The organism is Flagellimonas sp. L-11, from assembly GCF_056857735.1.
On the sequence record NZ_JBSXNR010000028.1, the window covers coordinates 1 to 26,102 of the forward strand.

The following is a 26,102-nucleotide window of genomic DNA, read 5'->3' on the forward strand; positions in this document are numbered from 1 at the left end:
TGAGTCGTCCTAAAATAGGTTGACAGTTTTTAATAATTAAATCAATCCAGCGAAGCTAGCTTCGCTGGATTTTTTGTTATGTATAAAATTAGGTGTTTTGTATTTAAGACTCAAATGTGGTCTTTTGTTATTATAGGTTTTTATTGACTCTACGATTAGTCGTTTCAATTCTTTGCCTGTATTACATTTATTGATAAAGAACTCTCCTTTTAAAATGCCATTTATTCGCTCTGCCAACGCATTCTGATAACAATCGTACCCATCGGTCATTGATGGTATTGTATTCGATTTTTCTAATTCAAGTTGATATATTGTAGAACAATATTGTAAGCCTCTATCAGAATGATGTATTAGTTCTTTAGAGGTTATTCTGTTCTTAGCAGCCATCCTCATTGCCATCACTACATTTTCAGCACTCATGTCATCACTTAGGTGATAACCCATTGTTTTTCTGCTAAAAGCGTCTGTCACCAATGAGAGGTAATGGGTTCTTTCTCTGCTTTTAATATAAGTAATATCGCTTACAAAGTATTCCTCTGGTCTTACTGGTGTTACATCCTTCATCAGGTTGGGGTGTTTCCTCAACCAATGTTTAGAATTGGTGGTCTTAGTATAATTCTTCTTTGGTTTTATTAGCATTGATTCAGATTTTAGGTATTCAAAAAGTGCATCTCTACCAATTTTGATTCCCAATTTGTCAAATTCAATTTTAAGGAGATAATATAATTTACGTGTGCCAAGTCTTGGCATTTCTTGACGTATTTTTAAAACTAGTGGTTTAACCAGCGCTAATTCGTCAGCTCTTTTATGCGCACGCTTTTCAGCTTGATAAATAGCCTGTCTACTTATCCCAAACAACCTACAGCAACGGGACAGGCTCAGCCTTTGTTGTTGTCGGATTCGTTGGATTGCTTGGGCAAATACTTTTTTCTGATGGAAGTACCATGTTGCTGATCTGAGATATCAATCATCGTGTTGAGTACTTTGTTTTTAAGCTTCTCATCGGACAACTCTCTCTCTAATCTTTTAATTTTTTGGGCTGGAGTTTCTTTCATTTTAATGTTAAGAACCCTTGGTCTTGGTTTGCTCCAGTCTAAAGTACCATGTTTTCGCAACCAAACCAAAACAGTACTCCTTCCTTGTATACCATAAGCTTTTTGAGCTTGCTTATAGGTCATATCGCCTTTTTCTACTTGAGATATTACTGCTAATTTAAAGCCTAAATTGTAATCACGCTGGGTGCGCTTATTCCTCAGGTTTTCTGAATACTTCATAAATAAGTTGATTTTGTGTCAACTTATTTCAGGACGGGACAAACCTTTAATTATGAAAAAAGTATTTGTATTGACAGTTCTTTTTGTTGGATTTGCTATGGTAAACACCTTTGGACAGGAAGGTTTTGCAGCCAAAGCAGGATTCAACAATGTATCCATGAGTTTTGACTCGGGCGATGAGTTTTTCGGGGATGTAAGTGACAGTGAATTGGGCTTTTATCTCGGAGGCGGTTATAACTTCTACCTCTCTGAAGAATTCGACATTGAACCTTCTTTGCTTTTGAGTTTTGTAAATGACTTGACATCTTTATATGTTCCCGTAATGTTCAAATATAAAGTTGCCGACAAGTTTAACATCCAAGCAGGTCCACAAATCAATTATTTGTTGGAAGACGTGCCAGACGGTGAACTTGGAATTGATCTAGCTTTTGGAGGTGGTTATCAAATCGATGATAATTGGTTTGTTGAAGCCAGATATGGCCTTCAAATAAGCAGGGGAGGTGATTTTGGTGATGCTGTAGATATCAATACCCTTACAGTTGGTGCTGGATACAGGTTCAACTAATCATCATCTGTTACCTAGAAAATATAAAAAAGCGAGAGGGTTTCCCTTTCGCTTTTTTTGTGCTTGAAAAAATACCATATTTTTACAGTTATGAAACTAATGATCATCAACGGGCCCAACCTAAATTTATTGGGAAAACGAGAACCCGAAGTGTACGGAAACACCACTTTTGAAGATTACTTTAAACAATTGCAAGAAAAGTTTCCTGATGTAGCATTGGAATACTATCAATCCAATATAGAGGGGGAGCTGATCGGTAAAATACAGGAAGTGGGTTTTGATTATGACGGTATTGTTCTAAATGCCGCTGCCTATACGCATACTTCTGTAGGCATTGGCGATGCAGTTAAGGCGGTGGAAACCCCGGTAATCGAGGTGCACATTTCCAATACGCACCAGCGTGAGGAATTCCGTCACGTTTCGTACATATCATCTGGGGCCAAAGGTGTTATCCTTGGTTTTGGGCTCCAAAGCTACGATTTGGCCATCCAAAGCTTTTTAAGCTAGATTCTTCAGGTATTTTTTATCGGCGTAGAACGTGCCGAATGGGAGCAAGGATGCAACAAAGAGTACGATGAACCTTTTTAGTTTCCATTTTCTTTCCCAACAAAAAACGATGGCCACCACTACATATAGAATAAACAATATTCCATGTGCCATACCAACAACTTGGTTCGGTTCAGGAATATCTGCCCAATGCTTCAGCGGCATGGTCATTCCGAAAAGGAGTAGATAGGAAATACCTTCTAAAATAGCAGTGGCCCTAAAAATTTTCAGCATAGTTTATAGGTGGATTACTTCATCATAAGCATCGGCAACGGCTTCCATTACCGCTTCGCTCATCGTCGGGTGCGGGTGTACCGCTTTCAATACTTCATGACCTGTGGTCTCCAATTTTCGGGCAACTACGGCCTCGGCGATCATATCGGTTACACCAACCCCAATCATGTGGCAACCTAGCCACTCACCGTATTTGGCATCGAAAATAACCTTTACAAAACCATCCGGGGTCCCTGCGGCTTTTGCCTTACCACTGGCGGAGAAAGGAAACTTGCCAATTTTAAGGTCGTATCCTTTTTCTTTGGCCTGTTTTTCCGTCATTCCAACAGAGGCTATTTCGGGAATGCAATACGTACAACCTGGAATATTTCCGTAATCCAAGGCTTCAACGTGCATGCCCGCCAATTTTTCCACACAAAGGATTCCCTCTGCGGAGGCAACGTGAGCCAAGGCTTGGCCTGGAGTAACATCACCAATGGCATAGTAACCGGGAATGTTGGTCTGGTAGTAATCGTTCACCAATATTTTATCTCTGTCCGTGGCAATTCCAACATCTTCCAAACCGATGTTTTCAATGTTGGTTTTGATTCCGACGGCAGATAGTACAATGTCAGCCTCAAGAACCTCTTCCCCTTTTTTGGTTTTTACGGTGGCTTTTACGCCATCGCCAGAGGTGTCAACTTTAGTGACCTCGGCAGAGGTTTTGATCTTGACGCCCGATTTTTTGAAGCTACGTTCCAATTGCTTGGAAATATCTTCGTCCTCAACAGGAACAATGTTCGGCATATATTCCACTACAGTAACTTCGGTACCCATGGAGTGATAGAAATAGGCGAACTCCATACCAATGGCACCACTGCCCACCACGATCATTTTCTTGGGTTGCTTTTTCAAGGACATGGCCTCGCGGTAACCGATTACCTTTTCACCATCTTGCGGAAGACTTGGTAATTCACGACTGCGCGCTCCGGTGGCAATTATAATATTGTCGGCTGAATACTCGGTGGTGTCACCGTTTTCGGCCTTTACTTCAACTTTTTTGCCAGGTTTTACCTTTCCAAACCCATTAATGACCTCAATCTTGTTCTTCTTCATCAAGAATTGAACTCCCTTGCTCATTCCATCGGCAACCCCACGGCTTCTTTTTACAACGGCATCAAAATCATGTGCAACATCCTTGGCGTTCAAACCGTAGTCTTCGGCATGTTTTAGATATTCAAAAACCTGAGCGGATTTTAGAAGGGCCTTGGTAGGGATACACCCCCAATTAAGGCATACGCCTCCCAAACTTTCTTTTTCTATAATGGCTGTTTTGAAACCTAATTGTGACGCCCTGATGGCAGTAACATATCCACCTGGACCACTTCCCAAAACAATTATATCGAACTTGCTCATTAGATTTTGATTTTAGTTGTTAGATTAGAAATATGCCGTCTCGGCAGGTGCAAAAGTACGGAAAACCATACCCATTTCCCAAGTTGAAAAAAAGCAAATATGGATTAGTTTGTGAAACGGCCAAAAACTTGCACTTAGAGCGAAAGTTATGTTGGGAACCCAATTTATTCCTCAGGATCAAAATCAATGCTCACCGAGTTGATGCAGTAGCGTTGTCCTGTAGTTTCTTTGGGCCCATCATTAAAAACATGTCCCAAATGGCTGCCACAATTGGCGCAGACAGTCTCTGTACGAACCATGCCATGACTGGTATCACGAATGTATTCAATGGCACCGGCTACGGCTTGGTCAAAAGAGGGCCATCCGCAACCACTTTCAAACTTGTGTTCACTTTCAAATAGTTTGGCATTGCATGCTTTGCAGTGGTAGTCGCCATTTTCAAAATGCAGGTCGAACTTGCCCGTGTAGGGGCGTTCGGTTCCCTTTTGTCGTAAAACATAATATTCTTCAGGGGATAGTTGTTGTTTCCACTCCTCTTCGGTTTTGTTTATACCGTATTTTTTGTCCATATAGTTTTTAAAACGTTTAATTGTTGTCCGGGATAAAATCAAGAGCGGCCCCGTTTATGCAATGTCTTTTTCCGGTGGTGTTGCTGGGCCCGTCGTTAAAAACATGTCCCAAGTGGCCGCCACAGACCGCGCAATGCTCCTCGGTGCGCGGCACCCCTATTTTATAGTCGGTATCGTATGCTACATTGCCCTTGATCTCTCGGTCGAAACTAGGCCATCCTGTTCCGGATTCAAACTTATGCTCACTTTTGAATAGGGGCGTGCCGCAACCTGCACAAACATAGGTGCCTTTTTGCTTGTTATCCAAAAGCTCACTGGAAAAAGCGTTTTCCGTCGCAGCTTTTCGAAGTACGTAATACTCCATATCGGTCAGTTCCGCCCGCCACTCCGCATCGGTTTTGTTTACTTTGAAGGCTGTTTCCTTGGTAGTTTCTTTTTTCTCTTCTTGTGATGTGCCTTTACATCCGGCAAATACGACTAAAAGAAGTAATAGCAATTTTTTTCCCATGATTCGTTTTTTATGTGATTCGACGGAATTGGTTTGAAATCCTTTCAAAAAAAGCCAAAAAAAAGTCCCATTGATTTACAATGAGACTTAAGATACTGCTTTTTTGTGACTTAGTTGATGTCCAACTTTGTCACCTCTTCTTCGCCAATATTTAAGGCGGACATTACGTTTTCAATATTTGAGGTGTCCAATTTTGAAGCCTCTGCAAACTCGCTGGGCACAAATACGATCCTGAAGATTTGGTCATCCGTAAAATCGGTGCTTATACCTGATAGGTCAAAATTTCCATCAATAAAGATTTCCAAGTCCACAAAAGTGTGGGCGAAAACGTATTGCATGGTGCCTCCCGGCAAGAAATAATTTTGGGGCAGTTGTGTCCAGGCATCGGCAGTGGAACCATCGCTAAGTTCGATAACACCATCGTGTCTGTATACCAAAACGGCATCAGATTCAAATACTTCGAAATCGGTTACATCTGAAAAAGTGATTAAGGTGCTAAAAAGGTTGGCGTCACCATCGTAGCCAAAGTTTACACCCTCCACTTCAACAACCTGCCCTTGGATACCGTCAAGACCGTCTTGTCCATCTAACCCATCAAGCCCATCAAAACCGGGTGGGCCTTGAGGACCTTCGCATGCAGCGAGGATAAAAACGATTACGACACCTAAAATTGTACTAAATTTATTCATGATTTTGGATTTTTAGTTTGTGTTCATTTTATCTGTTGCTACATTAAAATCAAAAAGCGTTCCATTTTAAAAAAAAATGTTGTTTCCAATGCCAAACCTCTTGTTATAATCGTATTCTTGCTTAAAGATGCTTATTATTGTATAGTACTAAACCCAGATATATGTCCAAGGTAGTTCCTCATAGTTTTTTTACAGAATTTGATATCAATCTTTTTAAAGGAGGCAAACACTTTCGGCTCTACAAAAAATTGGGGTCGCACCTTACGGAGGTGGACGGTGTTAAAGGTACGTATTTTGCTGTTTGGGCACCTTCCGCTAAATCCGTCAGTGTGGTTGGCGATTTTAATTACTGGAACGCTAGCGAACACCAATTGAATGTGCGTTGGGACAGTAGTGGTATATGGGAGGGATTTATCCCCGGAGTGGACAAGGGCACCAAGTACAAATACAAAATACACTCCAACAACAACGACATTTGGACAGAGAAAGCCGACCCCTTTGCGCGCTTTTGTGAACAATCACCACAAACAGCTTCGCTGGTTTGGGACGACGCCTACCAATGGAAGGATGGGGACTGGATGGAAACCCGCGAGAAAAGGAATGGCTTGGACAGGCCCTATTCCGTCTACGAAGTACATTTGGGTTCCTGGAAGAAAAAGAACGGCTGGGAATCGCTCAGCTATCTGGAGATGGCGGAGCAATTGGCCGATTATGTAGAGGAAATGGGCTTTACCCATGTGGAGTTGATGCCCGTGATGGAATATCCCTATGATCCTTCGTGGGGGTATCAAATAACAGGGTATTTTGCGCCTACTTCGCGTTTTGGCAAACCAGAGGATTTTAAGGTTCTGGTAGATGCCTTGCACCAACGCGGTATTGGTGTTATTTTGGATTGGGTACCTTCCCATTTTCCAGAAGATGCCCATGGACTCGGTTTTTTTGATGGATCGCACCTATATGAACATCCGGATAGGCGAAGGGGGTATCATCCCGACTGGAAAAGCCTTATTTTTAACTACGGAAGAAACGAAGTACGCGCCTTTTTGATAAGCAATGCCATTTTTTGGCTCGATCAATACCATGTGGATGGATTGCGGGTCGATGCCGTGGCATCCATGCTTTATTTGGACTATTCTCGCGAAGATGGTGAATGGGAGCCCAATATGTATGGCAATAACGAGAATTTGGAAGCTATGTCCTTTTTGCGGGAGATGAACCAAGAAGTATATGCCAGCTTTAAAGGAGTGCAGACCATTGCCGAGGAATCCACGGCCTTTACGGGTGTAACCAAACCTGTTCATTACGGCGGGCTGGGCTTTGGTATGAAATGGATGATGGGCTGGATGCACGATACCTTGGAGTTCTTTAAAAAAGACCCCATTCACCGATCGTATGATTTAAATGCCATCAGTTTTAGCCTTACCTATGCCTTTACCGAGAATTTTATGTTGCCCTTTTCGCACGACGAGGTGGTGTATGGGAAACAATCCTTATTGAACCGAATGCCCGGGGACGAATGGCAACGTTTTGCCAATCTGAGATTGCTCTTTGGATATATGTTCACCCATCCAGGAGGCAATCTCTTGTTTATGGGGGGCGAGTTTGGACAATCTTCCGAATGGAATTTCCAAGAGGGTCTGGAATGGGACTTGACACAATATGATTTCCATTCTGGTATACAAGAAACCATCAAGGACCTAAACAAAATGTACAAGGCCCAACCGGCGCTTTACGAAAAGCAGTTTAAGCCAGAGGGATTTCGGTGGATCGAGTACAACGACCGGGAAAACACGGTCATATCGTACATTAGAAAGGGAGCGGACCCTAAAGATGATTTGATCGTTGTTTGCAACTTTACCCCTGTACCTCGTGAAAACTATAGGTTGGGCATTCCAAAGACTTCGACCTTAAAATTGCTCTTTAATAGCGATGATAATAAATACTCGGGCAGCGGAGTTGGAAAGAAAACAATAAAACCTTCCAAAACCGCATGGAATGGGTACGGGCAATCCGTTTTGATGAACCTGCCACCCTTGGGTGTGGTCGTTTATAAATAAACGGGCGACTAAAACGTTGTAGTTAATTGCTTTTCAAAACATATGTTTAATTATTCAGGCTTTTGTAGTTCTTTTGCTAGCCTCAACTGATTACAGATGATAACCAATACGGAAATTGAAAAAAGAGGGAATCAAATCCCCAATCACATAGTCGATTTTAAACAAGAAAACGACAAAATATATTTCACCACCCAAAACGGTGTCATTCTACAAGTTACCATTCTAAGGGACAGTGTGGTCCGCTTTAGGTATGGTACGGAATATGTTTTTGAACCCGACTTCTCCTATGCCATAAACGAAGATGTCAACCTAGGGTACAACGAACTTACCGTAGAGGAGGAAATACCGGAGTATGTGATAATTACCTCCAAAATCAAAATATATATCAACAAGGCCAATCTCAAGGTTCAGATTGTCGATATGGACGATGTGATCCTGACCGAGGACGAACTCGGTTTCCATTGGGAGGAAAACTTTGACTTTGGCGGGAACGTGGTAAAAATGAGCAAAGTATGCCATTCCGGCGAAAGCTATTATGGAATGGGGGACAAGGCATCGCACACCAACCTAAAAGGAAAAAGGGTGAACAACTGGGTGACGGATTCCTACGCCTATGGAAAAGACCAGGAACCACTGTACAAATCCATCCCTTTCTATATTGGGCTAAAGGAAAACATAGCTTACGGTATATTTTTCGACAATTCGTTCAGTACGTATTTTGATTTTGCTGCCGAAAAACGAAATGTCACCAGTTTTTGGGCCGATGGGGGCGAAATGAACTATTACTTTTTCTATGGTCCCAAAATGCAGGAGGTCGTGGAATCTTATACCGATCTAACCGGCGTCCCGGAACTTCCGCCACTTTGGGCCTTGGGTTTCCACCAATCCAAATGGAGTTATTACCCGGAGCAAAAGGTAAAGGATATAGCCTCGAAGTTTAGGAAGTTGAACATACCCTGCGATGCCATCTATCTGGATATTGATTATATGGAAGGGTTCAGGTGTTTCACCTGGAACAACCAATATTTCCCCAATCCCAAAAAAATGATCGAGGAAATGGAGGATGATGGCTTTAAGGTCATCACCATGATAGACCCGGGAATCAAAATAGATCGCGAGTATTGGGTATATCAGCAGGCCATGGACAACGGATTCTTTTGTAGAAGGGCGGATGGCCCCCATTTTAAAGGCAAAGTATGGCCGGGCGAATGTAAGTTCCCAGACTTTACCAATCCCAAAGTTCGAGAATGGTGGGCGGACCTGTATAAAGAAATGATCGCAGGCCTGGGCGTTAGCGGGGTTTGGAACGACATGAACGAGCCCGCTGTAATGGAAGTGCCCACAAAAACCGCCAATTTGGATGTGAGGCACGATTATGACGGGCATCCCTGTAGCCATAGAAAGGCGCATAATGTATATGGAATGCAGATGGTGCGCGCAACCTACGAAGGTGTCAAAAAATATATGTTCCCCCGTAGGCCCTTTGTACTTACCAGGGCGGCATATGCCGGTACACAGCGCTATTGTGCCACTTGGACAGGCGATAATGTGGCCACATGGGAACACCTATGGATTGCCAACGTACAGATGCAACGTTTGTGCATGAGCGGATATTCCTTTGCAGGTTCCGATATTGGTGGATTTGCCGAACAGCCCAATGGCGAATTGTTTGCCCGTTGGATGCAATTGGCCGTTTTCCACCCATTTTGCAGGGTACACTCAAGTGGTGACCACGGAGACCAAGAACCTTGGTCCTTCGGTGATGAAATCACGAACATAGTAAGAGCGTTTATCGAGCTGAGGTACCAACTAATGCCTTACCTCTACACCATGTTCTATACTTACATCAAAGAAGGTTTTCCGATGCTTCAATCCTTGGTTTTTTACGATCAGGAAGACCACCAGACCCATTTCCGAACCGATGAGTTCATATTTGGAAAACAAATGTTGGTATGTCCGGTGCAAGAGCCCAATGCACAAGGTAGGAGAATGTATTTTCCAAAAGGGAATTGGTACAATTACTGGACGGATGAGTTGATAGCGGGAGGAGTTGAGCGTTGGGTGTCTGCTGAAATCCACCGCATTCCATTGTTCGTTAAAGAAGGCGCCATGATTCCTAAATACCCGGTACAGCAATATGTTGGGGAAAAGGAGATCGAGAAGTTGGGCATTGATGTGTATTATAAAGAAGGTACCGAAAATTCCAAAGTATACGAGGACCAACAAGAGGGTTACGATTACAAAAAAGGAAGGTATAGCCTAAGACGGTTTAAATTGACGGGCAAGGAAAACGAATTGATCATTCAGCAGTTTAAGGATGGCAATTTCATTACACCTTACAACACATTTAAAATGACCTTCCACGGACTCCCGTTTACCATTGAAACCGTGGAGCTTGACAATGAAGAAGTCGATTTGAACGATATTAAGTTGAACGGCAATAACTCGATAGAAGTTGGTAAGGATTTCACGGAGCTTCACATCTTCGGAAAATAAAATTTTGTAATTTTCATAATACAAAACAATTTTACCTATGAAAAAGCTTAGTCTTACCTTTTTGGTGTTTTTGGCGGTGATGGCTTGCAAGACCAATCCATTTACTGGAAAGAGCACACTTAATTTTTATGACAATAGCCAAATGTTTCCCATGGCTTTCTCCCAATATGATCAGTTTTTGGAAGAAAACAAAGTGGTCAAAGGAACATCCGAAGCCCAAATGATCACAAGGGTAGGGCAGCGGATTGCTTCAGCTGCTGAACGTTGGTTGGACGCCAACGGATATCCAGGGTATTTAAAGGACTATCAATGGGAATATAATTTGGTGGAGGACGAAACGGTAAATGCCTGGTGTATGCCAGGGGGTAAGATTGTGTTTTACACCGGTATTTTGCCGATAGCCCAAAACGAGACTGGTATTGCGGTTGTAATGGGACACGAAGTGGCACATGCTTTGGCCGATCATGGTGCCCAGCGCATGAGTGCAGGTACACTCCAGCAAATTGGTGCTGTAGCGGGTAATGTGGCGATTAAGGACGATGAGACCAGAGGGCTGTTCAACCAAGCCTATGGTGTGGGCTCCCAGATCGGGGTAATGCTTCCCTTTAGCAGAAACCACGAAACCGAGGCCGATAAAATAGGATTGCAGATTATGGCAATTGCCGGATACAATCCAGATGAGGCCGCCAAACTCTGGCAGCGCATGAAAGCGGAATCGGGTGGACAGGCTCCTCCGGAGTTTTTGAGTACGCACCCGTCCAACGATACCAGAATCAACAATTTGACCCAATGGGCCCCTGCTGCAAAACAAGAAGCACGTAAATTTGGGGTAACATCGTTCAAATAGATGTAAAGAATAATTAGTGAATGTCACTTCGAGCCAAATGAAAACCCCACAGTTACCAAAAGGGTTTTTAAAGCAGATTCGAAGTGACATTTTTTTGTAAATAAAAATTATGGCACAGACACTGGCACTCAAAGGAAGCAAAAAACTATTGAATGCTTGGGCGTTTTACGATTGGGCCAATTCGGTGTACAGCTTGGTCATATCCTCGGCCATTTTCCCGCTTTTTTATGGGTTATTGTTCAGGACCGCAGGCATAGAGCAGGTCACTATTTTTGGTGGTGAAATCGCTAGGGCGCCATTGATCAGCTATGTAACCTCTCTGGCCTTTGTTTTTATAGCCATTGTAACCCCTCTCGTCTCGGGCGTGGCGGACTATTTGGGGAACAAAAAAGTATTCCTCAAGTTCTTCTGCTATTTGGGAGCGGGCTCGTGCATTGGATTATATTGGTTCTCTTTGGAGTACATTTATCTTGGCCTCGCCTGTTATTTCTTTGGCCTTGTAGGGTTTTGGGTCAGTTTTGCCATCAACAATTCCTATTTACCGGATATCGCCTATCCAGAACAGCAGGATGGGATCAGTGCCAAAGGTTTTTCTCTGGGATATATTGGTAGTGTTATTTTATTGGTGTTTAATTTGGCTATGGTGATGGAGCCTGACTTTTTTGGCATCACGGATAGTGGTGGTGAGGTTGCAGAGATCAAGGCCATGAAGTATTCCTTTATCTCCGTTGGAATTTGGTGGATACTCTTTAGTCAATACACTTTTGCACATTTACCCAAAGGGTACAAGCGTGAAGGAAAACGGCATCACATCATCCTGAATGGTTTTAAGGAGTTAAAGCAGGTCTGGCACCAACTTGGACATAATAGGAAGCTGAAACGCTACCTAGGGGCATTTTTCACCTATAGTATGGCAGTACAGACCATTATGTTGATCGCCACCTATTTTGGGGAAGAGGAAATTGTATGGGGTTCGGACAATGAACGTACCATGGGATTGATTGTAAGTATTTTGCTGATTCAGCTTGTGGCTATTTTAGGGGCAACGGTAACCGCAAGGGCCTCCAAGATTTTTGGAAATATCCGGACACTTATAGTCATTAACGTAATTTGGACATTGCTTTGTGTGTACGCCTATTTCCTACAGACCCCCATGGATTTTTATATTGCCGCTGGATTGGTCGGTATTGTGATGGGAGGGATTCAAGCCCTGTCCCGTTCCACCTATTCCAAATTTTTGCCCGAGACTACGGATACCACATCGTTTTTCAGTTTTTATGATGTTGCGGAAAAAATAGGCATCATCATTGGAACACTTATGTACGGAATGGTGGCACAACTTACGGGAAGTATGCGTAACAGCACTATATTCTTGGCCATATTCTTTTTAATCGGTATCTTTTTGCTGACTCGCGTCAATAAAAATAACTAGACACATGAAAAATTTCTTATTAATTGTCCTCTCAATGTGGTTGACAGGAAAAGGGCTCCATGCCCAAAAAAGTCTTCAGGAACGACTTGGATTCCCTGCGGACACCAAACTCTTGATCATTCATGCCGATGATCTTGGGGTGACCCACACCGTGAACAAAGCTACATTCAATGCCCTGGAAGAAGGCTCCGTGAACAGTGCCAGTATTATGGTGCCCACACCTTGGTTCCCCGAAGTGGCCCAATATGCAAAAGCAAACCCAGATCATGATCTGGGCATACACTTGACCTTGACCAGTGAATGGAAACTGTTACGATACGGGCCTGTGGCATCCCGCTCCAAAGTATCAAGTTTAGTGGACGCCAATGGATATTTTTATAGCGATTGTAATGAACTTTGGGAAAATGCAAAGATAGAGGAGGTTGAAATTGAACTAAGGGCACAGATTGATAAGGCGATTGCTATGGGGGTCAACCCAACCCATTTGGACAGTCACATGGGGTGTTTGTTCGCAACAGATCCCCGTTACTATGAATTGTACACAAAATTGGGGAGGGAGTATGGTATTCCGACCATGGTCAATCATCAAATAAAACAATTGGGAGGGGAGGACGCCCCTGAACCCATGGCGGTGGTCAATCAAATTTTTGGGGCTGCTCCCCAAGACTTTGATAAGGATGCCATGTCAAAATATTATGCTGATACGCTCAGGGCCATGGAGCCTGGAGTTCATGTAATGATCATACATTGCGCTTATGACAATCTGGAGAGCCAAGGCATGTCTTTTGAACATCCATACTGGGGAGCTAAATGGCGCCAAAACGATTACGATTTTTTTACCAGTGAGGAATGTGCCAAGATTTTGGAGGAAGAAAACATCAAGTTGGTCACTTGGAAAGAAATAGGTGGGGCAATGCAAAAATAGATGCAAGACAAGTTGCATAAAAAAGCCCTGGAACTTTCAGGGCTTTTTCATTTTTTGATTGATGATAAACCCGGTCTTATCCTTTGGTTATGTCCCCCGAACCGGAAGCTTTTGATTTTATTTTTTTAGGGTTGCCCCTGTAATGGATGTCGCCCGAACCGGACACTGTGGCATCAATGGATTGGTGGGCGGTAACTTTAATGTCAGCGGAACCGGAAACCGTTGCCTTCACAAAATCGGCCTCTAAGTCGTATGCCTTTATATCTCCAGAGCCCGAAACAGACACGGTAAAGTCCGTTGCCCTACCGGATAGGTTTATATCTCCGGAGCCTGATAGTGCAGCTTCTACTTCTTCTGCTTCTACCATAAGGCTAACGTCGCCCGAACCCGACATGCTTGCATTGAAACGGTCGGACTTTATCATGGTTTTGCCTACAACATCTCCAGAGCCCGATAGACTCACAAATTCAATGGATTCCACTGGAACGGTAATATGAATGCCCTTGTTCCAACTGGATGGCCTGAGATTCATACCCTTTTCCGCTTTAATGACCAACTTTCCATCTTTGACCTCTGTTTTAATATGCTCCAATAAGTTGGATTCCCTTTCGAGGGTAATTTCCCCTTCATTCCCCGATACCAGGTCTATATCAAACCAACCTGCAAGGGCGACACCGTCATAGTTGCCTACGGAGCGTTCAATAGTTACGTAATCGCCATTTCCTTTAACTCGTTTTCCCCATTGGGCACTGGTACAGGATATCATTCCCAATGCCAGGGTAAGTGTGATAAGTTTTTTCATGATCTTGTGTTTAAAATTGTTTTTGATTTGATGTTAATTTTGATAAAATGAGATTCCCCCGTAGTCACTGGTAATGCTTACCCTGTTTCCAGAATTTGCTTTTCCGTAGTAGCCGCTGTAGTATTTCTCGGTGGATTTTTCTTTACTGATGTTGATTTCAAAATTCTCCTTGCCATTTACCCCGGCATATTCGGCAGAAATCTCAAAATCGAAATGGTATTCAGGGTCATAACCTATTTTAATGCCTGTGTAATCGCTTCGTATTTCCACGTTTCCGGCATCTGGGGCCAAACGGTCTATTTTTAAGGATCCATAATCGCCGTTTATGGAAACATTGCCGTGTACATTGCCCAGTTTTACACCAATATAGTCTCCGTTGCCAGTTACATTTTCTACGTTGTTCACTTCGACAGATCCGTAATCGCTGGAGTACTCCAGATTTTTCATATCTTCAACGACAGCATTGGTATAATCGGCCCTTATGTTCAGGTTCCCAGCTTTTTTGATGGTAAACCCGGAATAGTCCGCTACAATTTCGGCACTGTTCACATAATCAAAAGTAGATCGAGAGGTATAGTCGAACTTAAGCTCATTGTTGCGCCCACGAAGCTCACCGATTTCCAAATTTCCATAGTCGCAGCTAATCTTGGCGTGGCCGTCAATACGGTCAAGGATAATGCTACCATAGTCATTGCTTAGGTTTACACTGTTTTTAACGGGCAGTTTGATAGTGTAATTTACCTGTACGCTCACTTTTTTGCGTTTTCCCCAGCTCCATCCCCAGCTATTGCTCTGGTCTCCAAATTGTGTTATGGCGGATACCATGCTTGAACTGTTTTCAAAGTCCACATCAATCTCCTCCAGTCGCTCTTGAACGCGATCTTCATCGTTACCGTTGGTTTTTATATGTACCTCGATAACCACACGGTTTTCGTTCCAAGAGGTAATGTTGAGGTTGCCATAACTGTTTTTCACTTTAAAGAGGGCATCGGAATTAACGTTGTACTCTTTTTTTATGGTTTTTTCCTTGGTATACCTCCCGTTCAACTTTTGGTTATCCACATGGGCAATCGCAACAAGCGGTATCAAAGCCAAGGCGAAAAAAATGTATTTAAATGGTAAAGCTTTCATCATTTTGTGATTTTAAGTTCTTAATGTTTTCTATTTGGCTCAAAACTTCTTTTATAAGGTCGATTCGTGTTTGGAAATTGGTAATCATGGCACTCAGGATAATTTTACTGTCGCCGCCGTTTACCAAATCCTGCTCAAGGGTTTCATAATCTTTGTCCAGTTTTTCCAATTGTGCCAAGGTGTCGTCCACCAATTGGGCCGTTTCCGGTGTTTTCTCCTCTTTCAGCTCCTCAACCTGTTCCTCTATCAAATTCGCAAAATAGAACTCGGTTTGGGAAACTTCCGGGGCAATTTTTGTTACCTGTTGCTTGATGCTGGGTTGTGGGCCAAAGGCTTGGTAGCCCAAGAGTGCCACTAGGGCAATGGATGCAGCTATGGACAAAGGTTTCCACCAAGATATTCTCTCGTTTGGAACAATGGTGCCCTGATCTTTGTCCAGCTTTTCCAGAAAGCGTTCTTGGTGTCCGCTTTGCGGTTCCGCTACATCAAACGCTCCGTGGAGTCTCTCAAACAACCTATCTAAATTATCTTTGTTCATAACTACACATTTACGGTCAACATTTTTCTCAGGTTTTGTTTGGCCCTCGAAATCGTGGTTCTACAATTAGCATAGCTAATGTTCATTATCTCACTGATTTCTTCGTAATCGTACCCTTCAATCAAATGTAAGGTCAAAGAAACTCTGTAATTGTCTTTCAAACTTTTCATGGTTTCCATCACTTTTTGAGCCTTCAGTTCTGTATAACCATTTTGATCTGAAGCAACTCCATCATTATCTTCGACCTTGTACATTACATCATCCAAATCCGCAGCGCGTTTTTTCCGCTGCTTTTTGTAATGATAAATACTGTTATTGATCACAATCCGCTTTAACCATGCCCCGAAGGTGACGTCCCCCTTAAAGGTATGCAGCTTGGTAAATGCGCTCAGGAACGATTCCTGCATCACATCCTCTGCTTCGGCGGTATGCTTTACAATCCTTAAAGCGGTGTTGTACATCGCTTTGTAATAACGGTTGTAAACCTCTAGTTGTGCACTTTGCTTCCCTTGCATGCACAATTCGAGCAGTGTGTCAATATGTTCATTTTGGTGGCTCAAAAAATGATTTGTTTGTCTTATAGATTACACAATTTAGCATTTGTTACACTTTTTTCTTAAAATTTGATTTTTAATGGCACAAGAATTGCCAATTAATGGGTGATAATAAGCTTGTGAATCACCATAAATATTGATTTTGAGGGGTTTGTGCAGGCTTTAATGTTGAATAAAAACACGGGTCGTTTGTGGATTATGACAAAATGACCGAAAAGTTGATATGGGAGAGATGAAAATTACCAATTTTGACAATATAGATTTACAAGGGCTGGATGAAGATGCGGAGTTGATCCCGTTGTTGACCCCTGAGGACGAGGAACAGATGAACAGGGAGAGCCTGCCGGAAACTTTGCCGGTATTGCCCCTCAGAAATACGGTACTGTTCCCCGGAGTAGTAATTCCAATTACAGCAGGTAGGGACAAATCCATCAATTTGATCAAGGATGCCAATAATGGCACCAAGACCATTGGAGTGGTATCCCAAAAGGACGAAGGTGTTGAAAACCCCGGCCTTGAGGACATCAACACAGTGGGTACTGTTGCCCGTATCCTAAGGGTGCTTCAAATGCCCGATGGAAATACTACGGTGATCATTCAAGGAAAGAAACGGTTCAAAATAGATGCGGTTCTGACCGAGAAACCGTATATCACGGCCAAGGTGAGCGAGGCCGCGGAGGAGCGTCCCGATGAAAAAGGAAGCGAATTTGAGGCCATCATCGATTCCATCAAGGAGCTGGCATTTAAAATCATAAAGGACAACCCCAATATTCCGAGCGAAGCCACTTTTGCCATCAAGAACATTCAGAGCAATTCGTTCTTGATCAATTTTGTGTCTTCCAACCTGAATCTTGCGGTTAAAGAAAAGCAGCAACTTTTGGAGATGCCAAATCTTCAGGAAAGGGCATTGGCCACTTTGAAGTACATGAACATGGAACTTCAAAAATTGGAGCTGCGCAACGATATCCAGAGCAAGGTCCGCAGTGATATGGACCAACAGCAACGCGAGTATTTCCTCCACCAACAAATGAAGACCATTCAAGAGGAATTGGGTGGACTATCTTATGAGGAAGAGGTGGATGAGATGGCAGAAAAGGCCAAAAAGAAAAAATGGAGCAAAAAAGTACAGGAACATTTTGAGAAGGAACTCTCCAAAATGCAACGTATGAACCCACAAGTAGCCGAGTATTCCATCCAACGCAATTATTTGGACCTTTTGTTGGATTTGCCATGGAACGAATATTCCAGGGATAAGTTCGACCTAAAGCGTGCCCAAAAGATTTTGGATCGAGATCACTACGGCCTGGAAGATGTAAAGCGAAGGATTATTGAATATTTGGCGGTCTTGAAGCTGCGAAACGATATGAAATCGCCCATCCTTTGCCTGTACGGACCTCCAGGGGTGGGTAAAACCTCTTTGGGGAAATCCGTGGCCGAGGCCCTTGGCAGGGAGTATGTACGTATGTCCTTGGGCGGCCTGCGTGATGAAGCCGAAATCCGAGGACACCGAAAAACCTACATTGGTGCCATGCCGGGTCGTATTATTCAAAGTTTGAAGAAAGCTGGAACTTCCAACCCCGTGTTTATTTTGGACGAGATCGATAAACTGGCAAGCAGTCACCAAGGGGACCCGTCTTCCGCGATGTTGGAGGTATTGGACCCTGAACAGAATAGCGAGTTCCACGATAATTTCCTGGAAATGGGGTACGATTTGTCCAAAGTAATGTTTATTGCCACGGCGAACAACCTGTCCACCATACAGCCTGCCTTGCGCGACCGTATGGAAATCATCAACGTTACGGGTTATACCATCGAGGAAAAGGTGGAGATTGCCAAACGCCATTTGTTGCCAAAGCAGTTAGAGGAGCACGGACTTTCCAAAAAAGACCTGAAAATAGGGAAACGGCAATTGGAGAAAATTGTGGAAGGCTACACCCGTGAGTCCGGAGTGCGTAGTTTGGAAAAACAGATAGCCAAAGTGGTACGTTATGCTGCAAAATCCATTGCTATGGAGGAGGCGTACAATGTTACCTTGACCAATGAAAATATTGAGGAAATTCTCGGCCCGGCCCGTTTGGAACGCGATAAGTACGAAAACAACGATGTGGCCGGGGTGGTTACAGGCTTGGCGTGGACCAGCGTAGGTGGCGATATTCTGTTTATAGAATCCATTCTTTCCAAAGGAAAGGGTGCCATGAACATTACCGGTAACCTCGGCAAGGTGATGAAGGAGTCCGCCACCATTGCCATGGAATACATAAAATCCAATGCAGAAACCTATGGGGTCGATCCAGAGGTATTCGATAAATACAATGTGCACATTCACGTGCCCGAAGGTGCCACGCCAAAAGACGGCCCGAGTGCGGGTATCACCATGCTGACCTCGCTGGTATCACTCTTCACTCAGCGTAAGGTGAAGAAGAGCTTGGCAATGACGGGCGAGATTACGCTCAGGGGCAAGGTTTTGCCCGTGGGAGGGATCAAAGAAAAGATTTTGGCCGCTAAAAGGGCGCGCATTAAGGAAATCATTCTGTGTACGGATAACAAAAAAGATATTGAGGAAATCAAGGACGAATACCTGAAAGGGCTTACGTTCCATTATGTAACGGACATGAGCGAGGTTATCGACATTGCGATTACCAAGCAAAAGGTTAAGAATGCAAAAAAACTCTAGTCTCAACTACATTTGATATATTCCAACTTCAAAGGCCCAAAGGACTTTTTGTAAAGGAATTCCCCCCTAAAGGCGACTTTAGGGGTGTTATCCCTATTTTTGTTTCGATGAAAAAAATAACAATAGCAATAGATGGATATTCCTCCACTGGAAAAAGTACCATTGCCAAAAGGTTGGCTTCTGCCTTAAATTATATTTATGTGGATACGGGTGCCATGTACCGCGCGGTGACCCTTTTTGCTTTGCAAGAGGACATTATCAACGATAAAGGGGAGTTGGATAAGGCCGCTTTGGTTGATAAACTATCGGAAATACACCTCAAATTTGTGCCCAATAAGCAAACAGGACGTTCCGAAATGTTTTTGAACGATGAAAATGTGGAGCAGGAAATAAGATCTATGCGGGTGTCCGGTTTTGTGAGCCCAGTAGCCGCAATTAAGGAAGTCCGTGAAAAATTGGTGAAGATTCAGCAAGCAATGGGCAAGGATAAAGGCATCGTGATGGACGGCCGTGATATTGGCACCGTTGTTTTTCCAGACGCGGAACTAAAACTGTTTATGACGGCATCTCCCGAGACCCGAGCGGCTCGCCGCTACAAGGAATTGCTGGAAAAAGGGGAGAAGGTATCCTATCCCGAAGTGCTTAAAAATGTAGAGGAACGCGACCGTATTGACTCCACCCGGACCATTTCCCCATTGACACAAGCCAAGGATGCCATTGAGTTTGATAACAGCGATATGGGTTTGGAAGAACAGTTTGAGCGGATTTATGACTATTCGCAACGGGTAATTGCAAAGCTGGGTTGATGTGTTGGTGTTTTAGATGATTGGCGATATACGGTTCTGCCGTTTTTTAATAATCCTGAACCAAGACTTCAGTTGGAATATGAAGCGCGGTGTTTAGTTTTCGAATCATTCCCAAAGTCAACTTTCGTTTTTTATTCAAAATTTCGCTGACCCTACTTTTAAACCCCACAACTTCTGCCAAGTCTTTCTGTTTCATTCCCATTTGTTCCATTCGGAATTTGATGGCTTCAATTGGGTCAGGCATATCGATTGGAAAATTTTCATTCTCGTAGCGATCGATTAAAATCGAAAGGATTTCCAGTTCGTCTCCTTCTTCCGTTCCTTTTTTTGCATCAAAAATATCCTCAAGCCTGTTGAGGGCATTTTGATAATCTTTTTCGTTTCTGATTGGTACTATATTCATTTGTCAGATGTTGTTTGCGTCAATCTTGTCATATTCCGCGTGGGTTCCAATAAAACGTATCCAGCATATTTGATATTCAAAGTTGAACTTTACGATCAACCGATAGTTGTTTCCTTTGATGTTGTAAACAATTCTGTTGTCCTTTAGAATACTTGCGCTTGGATAATCATTTTTTAGTTCGTTTATGTTTTTCCAGTCGGACTTTTCGGTTTCCCTGAACCACGCCTTTAATTGATCCTCGCTGTCGGCGTGTTTCTCCCAGAAATTCCGTAATGTGCGTTTGGCTATTACCCTCACATTATGATTGTTTGTCGCAAATGTAGCAAAAAGTTACCGAATTGGTAATTATTTTTGATTTATTCAGATTTAGGTTCCAAGTGAGTTCTTGCTCTTTTTTGTAAAAACCGCAAGTACTCCCAACGGGTTATTGCGAAGTAGGGCTTAGAATAGTTTCTGATTTTGGAGTTGCTCTTATACAACTTGTTGTAGCCAGTAGTTCTTCATTACTTCAAAATTAGGTTCGCTCTTTTTTCCAAATCGTCAAGGTCATTTTTTTCTTTTATTGTTTCTTTTCCTAATCGCAACACCATCTCAACATGATTGATTATCGCCTTTTTGTGACCTTCTCGTTTGGTGAAATTTTGGATGGTTATCAATGCTTCCAAAAGCCTTATGATTACCGAGGTGCTTCCTGCTGAAAATTGTCTGATTTGATTAAATGCTGCATTTAATACGCCTTCAAAATCCAATACATCTGCAATAACCCTAAGATTTCCGTCTTCATCAACACGATACTTTGAAGGGAATTTGGCTTGTGCCAAGTAGCACAAAGTCGCTGTTAGGTTGTCAATACAGGCAATTGCGGTATATGGGTCGTTTACCCCTGGAGATAATGCCCTGGCCGCAATCTCTACCATTTGATGGATTGAAAATTCCAAATCCTGCTGGGAGGTCTTTATTTTTCCAAAAACAAATTGGTGTAGTAGCTCATCTATGGATTCTGCTTGCCAATCCATGTTTGAATAAATCACGCCAATTTCTTGGTCTTTCACTAAAAAGCTACCCGGTCTGTGCTTTAATTTAAACAAGGAATCATTATCAGTTATTATCTTTGATATTACTTCGTTGTCCAAGTATTGCAGATAACCATTTTTGGGAGATTTGATACCTGTTTGTTTTTGATAGTTGGAAATAGCAGCATCTTCATCGAAATCTTTATTGTTCTTGGGTTCATCCCCCATTTTTTCCGGGAAAAGCGTTTCTACTTGTTCCAAAATAAGGTCTGATATATCAGAAATAACCTTGTCCGCTTGGATACTTACTGCAATTTGGTGTATAAATACGATAAGCAAAGTAATATTTGCTATGGCCATTAAAATGGCAACAAGAATGGAAATGGATGGAATGAAAGTATATCCATTTCCATCCTTTATAGCATTTAAAACCAAGAGACAATATAGATACGTGGCAATGTATGAACCCAAAACTACTTGGTTGAGGCGTACGTACATAAAGTTTTTTATCAGTCTAGGGCCAAATTGAGAGGAGGCAAGTGTCAAAGCAACCAATGTTACTGAAAAAACTGTTCCTGCAACACCGATCATGGCACCTGAAATAGTAGATAAAATGCTTCTTGCAGAATCGGAGCTGTTCACCGAGAAAAAGCGAATCCAACCTTCTTGTGGAATGGTTATCATATTATCCAATGAAACCAAGCTTACTGACAATACTACTGCTAAACCAATAATTATAACAGGTACAAACCAGAACGTGGCAAGCAATTCTTTCCAGAAAAAGAGCAGTTTTTTCATTTTATCAAATAAAAGAACAGGGCTTGTAGGTCATTTATAAGCCCTGTTGATTAATTAAGAGAACAAGCCTTTCAACTTGTCAAATCCTTCCTTAAAAGAGCCTGAAGCAGATGAAAACGCATCTTTTGCTTCATCCCATTTTTCTTCGGATACCTTTTTAAGGTCAGCATACTTGCTTTCCAAGTCTGATCGTTTTGACTCTAAATCATTGATTGCTTTGTCATACTTAGATTTTGCATCCCCACTGGCAGATTCTTTTTTTGCCTTCAACTCCTTGATTTTAGCCGAAACTTCGTCAATGGTTTGGTTCGCCTTGGCTTTGAATTCTTCTTTTTTCATTTAAAAAATAAATAAATGTGAATAATTATGCCTACTAGTAAAGCTTTTCGGATATCGCCCCTTTAAAATGCAAGGTCATTCAATTTGTGATGGGTTCACTTTCCCTTGGGGTACAGCGTTGAAAGATATGAATCGTTTTAATGATTTATATCGACCGATACCGAAACCAATTTGGCCCAGGTAAGTGAAGTTAGTATTTTTCCGTTTAAAATTCCAGTATGGATTGATGGATGCCTTAGCTGAGTTGTACACGGTTGTACCTAAGCGTGGAAATCCCAAAAATCAAAAAAACGCCCAAAGGCGCTTTTTTATGTTGTCAATGTCACATCGAGCTGTCATCCTAAGCGCAGCCGAAAGGCTCGAACTGACAAATATCACAAATTCGGAATCACCAACACCTGATCGGGGTGGATCACGTTCGGGTCTTTTAAAATATTGGTGTTTGCATCAAAAATTTTGGTGTACTTCATCGGGTCGCCGTAATAATGCTTCGCAATCTTGCTCAAGGATTCCCCGCTCTTCACCGTATGTCTGTGGTAAACGGAATCATCTTCCACGGTAATGTTCGCTTTAATGTCCGATGGCTTTTCCCCACCGATTTCCTTGATCTTGTCCCACAATAGGTTTTTTTCGTATTGGGTCTTGGTCATCCCTTTTATTTTTAAGATATCGCCTTCAACATTCACATCCCCGTTTTTTACTTCCAATTTCTCACCTAGATCTAGTACAGGTTGATATTTTGCTTTAACACTCATAATTCGATTTTTTACAGTTAACAATTAGAATTCTCAAGATAGTTAATATGCTCAAATTTTGCTGTTAAATAATGGTAATACTTTTTTTGCTGAAACCTTGCTTGTAGGCTTTGTATATCAAGAATTTAATTGTATTTTTGCACCCCTTTTGGCAAGGAGGCAAGAGAAAAAGGGAATTTTAGAAAATCATTTTAAAAACCACTTCCGCGGTAATTGTTCAACTCTTGTAAAACGTGGAATACAAATTTTAATCAGCAGCATGGCTGAAGAAAAACAAAACGTTGAGGTAGAAGAAACTGCCGCAGCACCAGAAGTAAAAGAAACAGAACCCAAGCAAGATCCTCAGGAGTTTCTTGAAAATTTTGATTGGGACAAGTACGAAGAAGGAATTGAGCGCGTAGATGATACCAAGCTCAAGGAATTTGAAACACTTGTAGAGGAAAACTTTGTGGACACTGCCGACGAGGAAGTAGTGGAAGGAAAAGTGGTTCACATGACAGACCGTGAGGCGATCATTGATATCAATGCCAAGTCCGAAGGTGTAATTTCCTTGAATGAGTTCCGCTACAATCCCGACCTTAAAGTTGGTGATAAAGTTGAGGTACTTATAGATATCCGTGAGGACAAGACCGGACAATTGGTGTTGTCTCACCGTAAAGCAAGAACCATCAAGGCGTGGGAGCGTGTTAACAACGCACACGACAAAGAAGAGATTGTTACTGGATTCGTTAAATGTCGTACCAAAGGTGGTATGATCGTGGACGTATTCGGCATCGAGGCATTCTTGCCAGGTTCCCAAATTGATGTGAAGCCTATCCGAGATTACGATCAGTACGTAGGCAAGACCATGGAGTTCAAAGTAGTGAAGATCAACCACGAGTTCAAGAACGTAGTGGTTTCCCACAAAGCTTTGATCGAAGCGGATATCGAAGAGCAGAAAAAAGAGATCATTGGCCAATTGGAAAAAGGTCAAGTACTGGAAGGTATCGTGAAGAACATTACATCTTACGGGGTATTTATCGACCTTGGAGGTGTGGATGGATTGGTTCACATTACCGACCTATCTTGGAGCAGGATCAACCACCCGAACGAAGTTGTAGATCTAGACCAGAAATTGAACGTTGTTATCCTTGATTTTGATGATAACAAATCAAGAATCCAGTTGGGTCTTAAGCAATTGGAGAAACATCCATGGGATGCCTTGGGTGATGAGATCAAAGTTGGTGACAAAGTAAAAGGTAAAGTGGTTGTAATCGCCGATTACGGTGCATTTATCGAAGTTGCCGATGGCGTTGAAGGTTTGATCCACGTTTCAGAAATGTCGTGGAGTACGCACCTAAGATCCGCCCAAGACTTTGTAAACGTGGGAGACGAAGTTGAAGCTGTTGTATTGACCTTGGATAGGGAAGATCGTAAAATGTCGTTGGGTATTAAGCAATTAACGCCAGACCCATGGACCGATATTACTTCCAAATATCCTGTTGGATCAAGGCACAAGGGAATCGTTAGAAACTTTACCAACTTTGGGGTATTCGTAGAGTTGGAAGAAGGAATCGACGGTTTGATCTATATCTCCGATCTTTCTTGGACAAAGAAAATCAAGCATCCATCCGAGTTTGTTGCCGTAGGCGATACCTTGGAGGTGGAAGTATTGGAATTGGACGTAGAAGGGCGCAAATTGAGCCTTGGACACAAACAGACCACAGAGAACCCTTGGGACAAGTACTCCGAAGAGTTTGCTGAAGGTACCGTGCACAAAGCTGCAATTGCAGAGGTTGTTGACAAAGGAGCTACCATTGACTTCAACGAGGATATCGTTGGATTTGTTCCACAACGCCACATGGAAAAAGAAGACGGCAAGAAACTTGTAAAAGGCGAAGAGGCCGAATTCAAGATCATCGAGTTCAATAAGGATTTCAAGAGAGTGGTGGCAAGCCATACCGCAATCTTTAGAGAGCAAGAAGACAGAAATGTGAAAGCTGCAGCCAAGAAAAGAGCCGCATCATCCGATGAAGCTGCTCCGACCCTTGGAGATGCCAACTCCGCATTGCAAGCATTGAAAGACAAAATGGAAGCCGATTCCAAGAAAAAATAATCGGACTTTTCAATGATACGAAGCCCCGCTGGAAACAGTCGGGGCTTTTTTATGGCCCGAACATTTTAAAGAATTGCTTACTTTTGTATTCAACCGAGTTGGTCGCACATAGCATATGAGTCAAAAAGTTCTGCTTACTTCAAAGGAAATCAACATCATACTGCACCGGTTGGCCTGTCAGCTAATGGAAAACCATTTGGATTTTACCGATACCGCATTGATCGGTATCCAGCCCAGAGGCGTTTTTTTGGCAGAAAGGTTGGTAAAGATTCTCAAAAAAGAATACAAGATCAAACATATTGACCTTGGTTTCTTGGACATCACATTTTTTAGGGACGATTTTGGACGTGGAGAAATCCTAAAAGCCAATTCCACACAAATGGATTTTTTGGTGGAGGATAAAAAAGTGGTGTTCATTGATGATGTGCTCTATACCGGAAGAAGCATCAGGGCGGCACTAACGGCCATCCAATCCTTTGGAAGACCAAGCAACATCGAACTATTGACGTTGATAGATAGGCGTTTTAGCAGACATTTGCCCATACAACCGACATATAGAGGCAGGCAGGTGGATGCCATCAACAAAGAAAAAGTAAAGGTGATGTGGGAAGAGAACGACGGTGAGGATAAAGTATATTTAGTAAGCAAATAAAAGGG

At 42.6% G+C, this 26,102-nt stretch carries 26 protein-coding genes; 11 read left to right on the plus strand and 15 right to left on the minus strand.

From position 1 onward, the window contains the following. Positions 1-36: 36 nt before the first annotated feature. A protein-coding gene (locus AC13CC_RS02780; protein ID WP_482878237.1) for an IS3 family transposase occupies positions 37-1,274 on the minus strand; the annotation gives its coding sequence in 2 pieces (ribosomal slippage) (positions 37-917 and positions 917-1,274; 1,239 coding nt in all). A gap of 52 nt (positions 1,275-1,326) precedes the next feature. On the opposite strand from AC13CC_RS02780, the gene AC13CC_RS02785 reads away from it, so the two are divergent. Together AC13CC_RS02785 and aroQ are read left to right on the plus strand one after the other, a co-directional pair. Beyond that, on the plus strand, positions 1,327-1,839 hold the full coding sequence (locus AC13CC_RS02785) for an outer membrane beta-barrel protein (RefSeq protein ID WP_326278617.1): 513 nt from the start codon (positions 1,327-1,329) through the stop codon (positions 1,837-1,839). Positions 1,840-1,929: 90 nt separating this feature from the next. Then, the gene (aroQ, locus tag AC13CC_RS02790) at positions 1,930-2,346 is read left to right on the plus strand and encodes a type II 3-dehydroquinate dehydratase (RefSeq protein ID WP_482877858.1); all 417 of its coding nucleotides are present in this window, start codon (positions 1,930-1,932) and stop codon (positions 2,344-2,346) included. Here the strand turns inward: aroQ and AC13CC_RS02795 are convergent. From AC13CC_RS02795 to AC13CC_RS02815, 5 genes are all read right to left on the minus strand, one after another. Beyond that, the gene (locus AC13CC_RS02795) at positions 2,338-2,619 is read right to left on the minus strand and encodes a DUF3817 domain-containing protein (RefSeq protein WP_482877859.1); all 282 of its coding nucleotides are present in this window, start codon (positions 2,617-2,619) and stop codon (positions 2,338-2,340) included. The two genes, aroQ and AC13CC_RS02795, sit on opposite strands and share 9 nt — an antisense overlap. A 3-nt stretch (positions 2,620-2,622) precedes the next feature. Next, complete coding sequence (gene lpdA / locus AC13CC_RS02800) at positions 2,623-4,014, minus strand: dihydrolipoyl dehydrogenase (protein ID WP_326278620.1); 1,392 nt, start codon at positions 4,012-4,014, stop codon at positions 2,623-2,625. 164 nt (positions 4,015-4,178) lie between these two features. Further along, positions 4,179-4,583, minus strand: coding sequence for a peptide-methionine (R)-S-oxide reductase MsrB (msrB, locus tag AC13CC_RS02805; protein WP_326278621.1), 405 nt, complete (start codon positions 4,581-4,583; stop codon positions 4,179-4,181). A gap of 16 nt (positions 4,584-4,599) precedes the next feature. Then, positions 4,600-5,091, minus strand: a complete 492-nt coding sequence (msrB, locus tag AC13CC_RS02810) for a peptide-methionine (R)-S-oxide reductase MsrB (protein WP_326278622.1) — start codon at positions 5,089-5,091, stop codon at positions 4,600-4,602. Between the two features lie 110 nt (positions 5,092-5,201). Then, a complete protein-coding gene (locus AC13CC_RS02815; protein ID WP_326278623.1) occupies positions 5,202-5,780 on the minus strand; it encodes a collagen-like triple helix repeat-containing protein in 579 nt (192 codons plus the stop codon). A gap of 161 nt (positions 5,781-5,941) precedes the next feature. Between AC13CC_RS02815 and glgB the strand changes: the two genes are divergently transcribed. The 5 genes from glgB to AC13CC_RS02840 all read left to right on the plus strand — a co-directional run bounded on the left by glgB (position 5,942) and on the right by AC13CC_RS02840 (position 13,537). Beyond that, positions 5,942-7,837: a 1,4-alpha-glucan branching protein GlgB gene (glgB, locus tag AC13CC_RS02820; protein WP_482877860.1), complete on the plus strand. Its 1,896-nt coding sequence runs from the start codon at positions 5,942-5,944 to the stop codon at positions 7,835-7,837. A gap of 96 nt (positions 7,838-7,933) precedes the next feature. Then, complete coding sequence (locus AC13CC_RS02825) at positions 7,934-10,333, plus strand: glycoside hydrolase family 31 protein (protein ID WP_482877861.1); 2,400 nt, start codon at positions 7,934-7,936, stop codon at positions 10,331-10,333. 37 nt (positions 10,334-10,370) lie between these two features. Continuing rightward, complete coding sequence (locus AC13CC_RS02830) at positions 10,371-11,180, plus strand: M48 family metallopeptidase (protein ID WP_482877862.1); 810 nt, start codon at positions 10,371-10,373, stop codon at positions 11,178-11,180. Between the two features lie 109 nt (positions 11,181-11,289). Further along, entirely contained in the window at positions 11,290-12,612 is a 1,323-nt protein-coding gene (locus AC13CC_RS02835; RefSeq protein ID WP_482877863.1) for an MFS transporter, read from the plus strand. A gap of 4 nt (positions 12,613-12,616) precedes the next feature. Then, complete coding sequence (locus AC13CC_RS02840) at positions 12,617-13,537, plus strand: polysaccharide deacetylase family protein (RefSeq protein WP_482877864.1); 921 nt, start codon at positions 12,617-12,619, stop codon at positions 13,535-13,537. A 76-nt stretch (positions 13,538-13,613) separates the two neighbouring features. Here AC13CC_RS02840 and AC13CC_RS02845 read toward each other — a convergent pair whose 3' ends face one another. From AC13CC_RS02845 to AC13CC_RS02860, 4 genes are read right to left on the minus strand one after another with little or no spacing between them, the layout of a single operon-like run. Continuing rightward, positions 13,614-14,339 carry a head GIN domain-containing protein gene (locus tag AC13CC_RS02845; RefSeq protein ID WP_482877865.1) on the minus strand — a complete coding sequence of 242 codons (726 nt, stop codon included), beginning with the start codon at positions 14,337-14,339 and terminating at the stop codon, positions 13,614-13,616. Positions 14,340-14,372: 33 nt separating this feature from the next. Further along, positions 14,373-15,470, minus strand: a complete 1,098-nt coding sequence (locus AC13CC_RS02850; protein ID WP_482877906.1) for a DUF4097 family beta strand repeat-containing protein — start codon at positions 15,468-15,470, stop codon at positions 14,373-14,375. Further along, positions 15,451-16,008 carry a hypothetical protein gene (locus AC13CC_RS02855; protein ID WP_482877866.1) on the minus strand — a complete coding sequence of 186 codons (558 nt, stop codon included), beginning with the start codon at positions 16,006-16,008 and terminating at the stop codon, positions 15,451-15,453. Before AC13CC_RS02855 ends, AC13CC_RS02850 begins: the two co-directional genes overlap by 20 nt. A 2-nt stretch (positions 16,009-16,010) precedes the next feature. Beyond that, on the minus strand, positions 16,011-16,568 hold the full coding sequence (locus AC13CC_RS02860) for an RNA polymerase sigma factor (RefSeq protein ID WP_326278630.1): 558 nt from the start codon (positions 16,566-16,568) through the stop codon (positions 16,011-16,013). A gap of 217 nt (positions 16,569-16,785) precedes the next feature. Between AC13CC_RS02860 and lon the strand changes: the two genes are divergently transcribed. Together lon and cmk are read left to right on the plus strand one after the other, a co-directional pair. Continuing rightward, positions 16,786-19,236, plus strand: coding sequence for an endopeptidase La (gene lon / locus AC13CC_RS02865; protein ID WP_482877867.1), 2,451 nt, complete (start codon positions 16,786-16,788; stop codon positions 19,234-19,236). 107 nt (positions 19,237-19,343) lie between these two features. Continuing rightward, positions 19,344-20,042: a (d)CMP kinase gene (gene cmk / locus AC13CC_RS02870; RefSeq protein WP_482877868.1), complete on the plus strand. Its 699-nt coding sequence runs from the start codon at positions 19,344-19,346 to the stop codon at positions 20,040-20,042. A 46-nt stretch (positions 20,043-20,088) separates the two neighbouring features. Here the strand turns inward: cmk and AC13CC_RS02875 are convergent, their stop codons facing one another. The 5 genes from AC13CC_RS02875 to AC13CC_RS02895 all read right to left on the minus strand — a co-directional run bounded on the left by AC13CC_RS02875 (position 20,089) and on the right by AC13CC_RS02895 (position 23,350). Next, entirely contained in the window at positions 20,089-20,445 is a 357-nt protein-coding gene (locus AC13CC_RS02875; protein ID WP_482877869.1) for a helix-turn-helix domain-containing protein, read from the minus strand. 3 nt (positions 20,446-20,448) lie between these two features. After that, the gene (locus tag AC13CC_RS02880; RefSeq protein WP_482877870.1) at positions 20,449-20,742 is read right to left on the minus strand and encodes a type II toxin-antitoxin system HigB family toxin; all 294 of its coding nucleotides are present in this window, start codon (positions 20,740-20,742) and stop codon (positions 20,449-20,451) included. A 206-nt stretch (positions 20,743-20,948) separates the two neighbouring features. Then, positions 20,949-22,256, minus strand: a complete 1,308-nt coding sequence (locus AC13CC_RS02885; RefSeq protein WP_482877871.1) for a DUF2254 domain-containing protein — start codon at positions 22,254-22,256, stop codon at positions 20,949-20,951. Between the two features lie 54 nt (positions 22,257-22,310). Beyond that, positions 22,311-22,595, minus strand: coding sequence for a sll1863 family stress response protein (locus AC13CC_RS02890; protein ID WP_482877872.1), 285 nt, complete (start codon positions 22,593-22,595; stop codon positions 22,311-22,313). 374 nt (positions 22,596-22,969) lie between these two features. Continuing rightward, entirely contained in the window at positions 22,970-23,350 is a 381-nt protein-coding gene (locus tag AC13CC_RS02895; protein WP_326278635.1) for a LysM peptidoglycan-binding domain-containing protein, read from the minus strand. A 259-nt stretch (positions 23,351-23,609) separates the two neighbouring features. Here AC13CC_RS02895 and rpsA point away from each other — a divergent pair, with 259 nt between their 5' ends. Together rpsA and pyrR are read left to right on the plus strand one after the other, a co-directional pair. After that, positions 23,610-25,445: a 30S ribosomal protein S1 gene (gene rpsA, locus AC13CC_RS02900; RefSeq protein ID WP_041801974.1), complete on the plus strand. Its 1,836-nt coding sequence runs from the start codon at positions 23,610-23,612 to the stop codon at positions 25,443-25,445. A gap of 115 nt (positions 25,446-25,560) precedes the next feature. Next, a complete protein-coding gene (gene pyrR / locus AC13CC_RS02905) occupies positions 25,561-26,097 on the plus strand; it encodes a bifunctional pyr operon transcriptional regulator/uracil phosphoribosyltransferase PyrR (RefSeq protein WP_014033733.1) in 537 nt (178 codons plus the stop codon). The last annotated feature ends 5 nt before the right edge of the window (positions 26,098-26,102 follow it).

Excerpts from the sequence above, each read along its gene's own strand:
- AC13CC_RS02785 (WP_326278617.1), top strand. The coding sequence starts at position 1,327 with ATGAAAAAAGTATTTGTATTGACAGTTCTTTTTGTTGGATTTGCTATG.
- aroQ (WP_482877858.1), top strand. The coding sequence starts at position 1,930 with ATGAAACTAATGATCATCAACGGGCCCAACCTAAATTTATTGGGAAAA.
- AC13CC_RS02795 (WP_482877859.1), bottom strand. The coding sequence starts at position 2,619 with ATGCTGAAAATTTTTAGGGCCACTGCTATTTTAGAAGGTATTTCCTAT.
- lpdA (WP_326278620.1), bottom strand. The coding sequence starts at position 4,014 with ATGAGCAAGTTCGATATAATTGTTTTGGGAAGTGGTCCAGGTGGATAT.
- msrB (WP_326278621.1), bottom strand. The coding sequence starts at position 4,583 with ATGGACAAAAAATACGGTATAAACAAAACCGAAGAGGAGTGGAAACAA.
- msrB (WP_326278622.1), bottom strand. The coding sequence starts at position 5,091 with ATGGGAAAAAAATTGCTATTACTTCTTTTAGTCGTATTTGCCGGATGT.
- AC13CC_RS02815 (WP_326278623.1), bottom strand. The coding sequence starts at position 5,780 with ATGAATAAATTTAGTACAATTTTAGGTGTCGTAATCGTTTTTATCCTC.
- glgB (WP_482877860.1), top strand. The coding sequence starts at position 5,942 with ATGTCCAAGGTAGTTCCTCATAGTTTTTTTACAGAATTTGATATCAAT.
- AC13CC_RS02825 (WP_482877861.1), top strand. The coding sequence starts at position 7,934 with ATGATAACCAATACGGAAATTGAAAAAAGAGGGAATCAAATCCCCAAT.
- AC13CC_RS02830 (WP_482877862.1), top strand. The coding sequence starts at position 10,371 with ATGAAAAAGCTTAGTCTTACCTTTTTGGTGTTTTTGGCGGTGATGGCT.
- AC13CC_RS02835 (WP_482877863.1), top strand. The coding sequence starts at position 11,290 with ATGGCACAGACACTGGCACTCAAAGGAAGCAAAAAACTATTGAATGCT.
- AC13CC_RS02840 (WP_482877864.1), top strand. The coding sequence starts at position 12,617 with ATGAAAAATTTCTTATTAATTGTCCTCTCAATGTGGTTGACAGGAAAA.
- AC13CC_RS02845 (WP_482877865.1), bottom strand. The coding sequence starts at position 14,339 with ATGAAAAAACTTATCACACTTACCCTGGCATTGGGAATGATATCCTGT.
- AC13CC_RS02850 (WP_482877906.1), bottom strand. The coding sequence starts at position 15,470 with ATGAAAGCTTTACCATTTAAATACATTTTTTTCGCCTTGGCTTTGATA.
- AC13CC_RS02855 (WP_482877866.1), bottom strand. The coding sequence starts at position 16,008 with ATGAACAAAGATAATTTAGATAGGTTGTTTGAGAGACTCCACGGAGCG.
- lon (WP_482877867.1), top strand. The coding sequence starts at position 16,786 with ATGGGAGAGATGAAAATTACCAATTTTGACAATATAGATTTACAAGGG.
- cmk (WP_482877868.1), top strand. The coding sequence starts at position 19,344 with ATGAAAAAAATAACAATAGCAATAGATGGATATTCCTCCACTGGAAAA.
- AC13CC_RS02875 (WP_482877869.1), bottom strand. The coding sequence starts at position 20,445 with ATGAATATAGTACCAATCAGAAACGAAAAAGATTATCAAAATGCCCTC.
- AC13CC_RS02885 (WP_482877871.1), bottom strand. The coding sequence starts at position 22,256 with ATGAAAAAACTGCTCTTTTTCTGGAAAGAATTGCTTGCCACGTTCTGG.
- AC13CC_RS02890 (WP_482877872.1), bottom strand. The coding sequence starts at position 22,595 with ATGAAAAAAGAAGAATTCAAAGCCAAGGCGAACCAAACCATTGACGAA.
- AC13CC_RS02895 (WP_326278635.1), bottom strand. The coding sequence starts at position 23,350 with ATGAGTGTTAAAGCAAAATATCAACCTGTACTAGATCTAGGTGAGAAA.
- rpsA (WP_041801974.1), top strand. The coding sequence starts at position 23,610 with ATGGCTGAAGAAAAACAAAACGTTGAGGTAGAAGAAACTGCCGCAGCA.
- pyrR (WP_014033733.1), top strand. The coding sequence starts at position 25,561 with ATGAGTCAAAAAGTTCTGCTTACTTCAAAGGAAATCAACATCATACTG.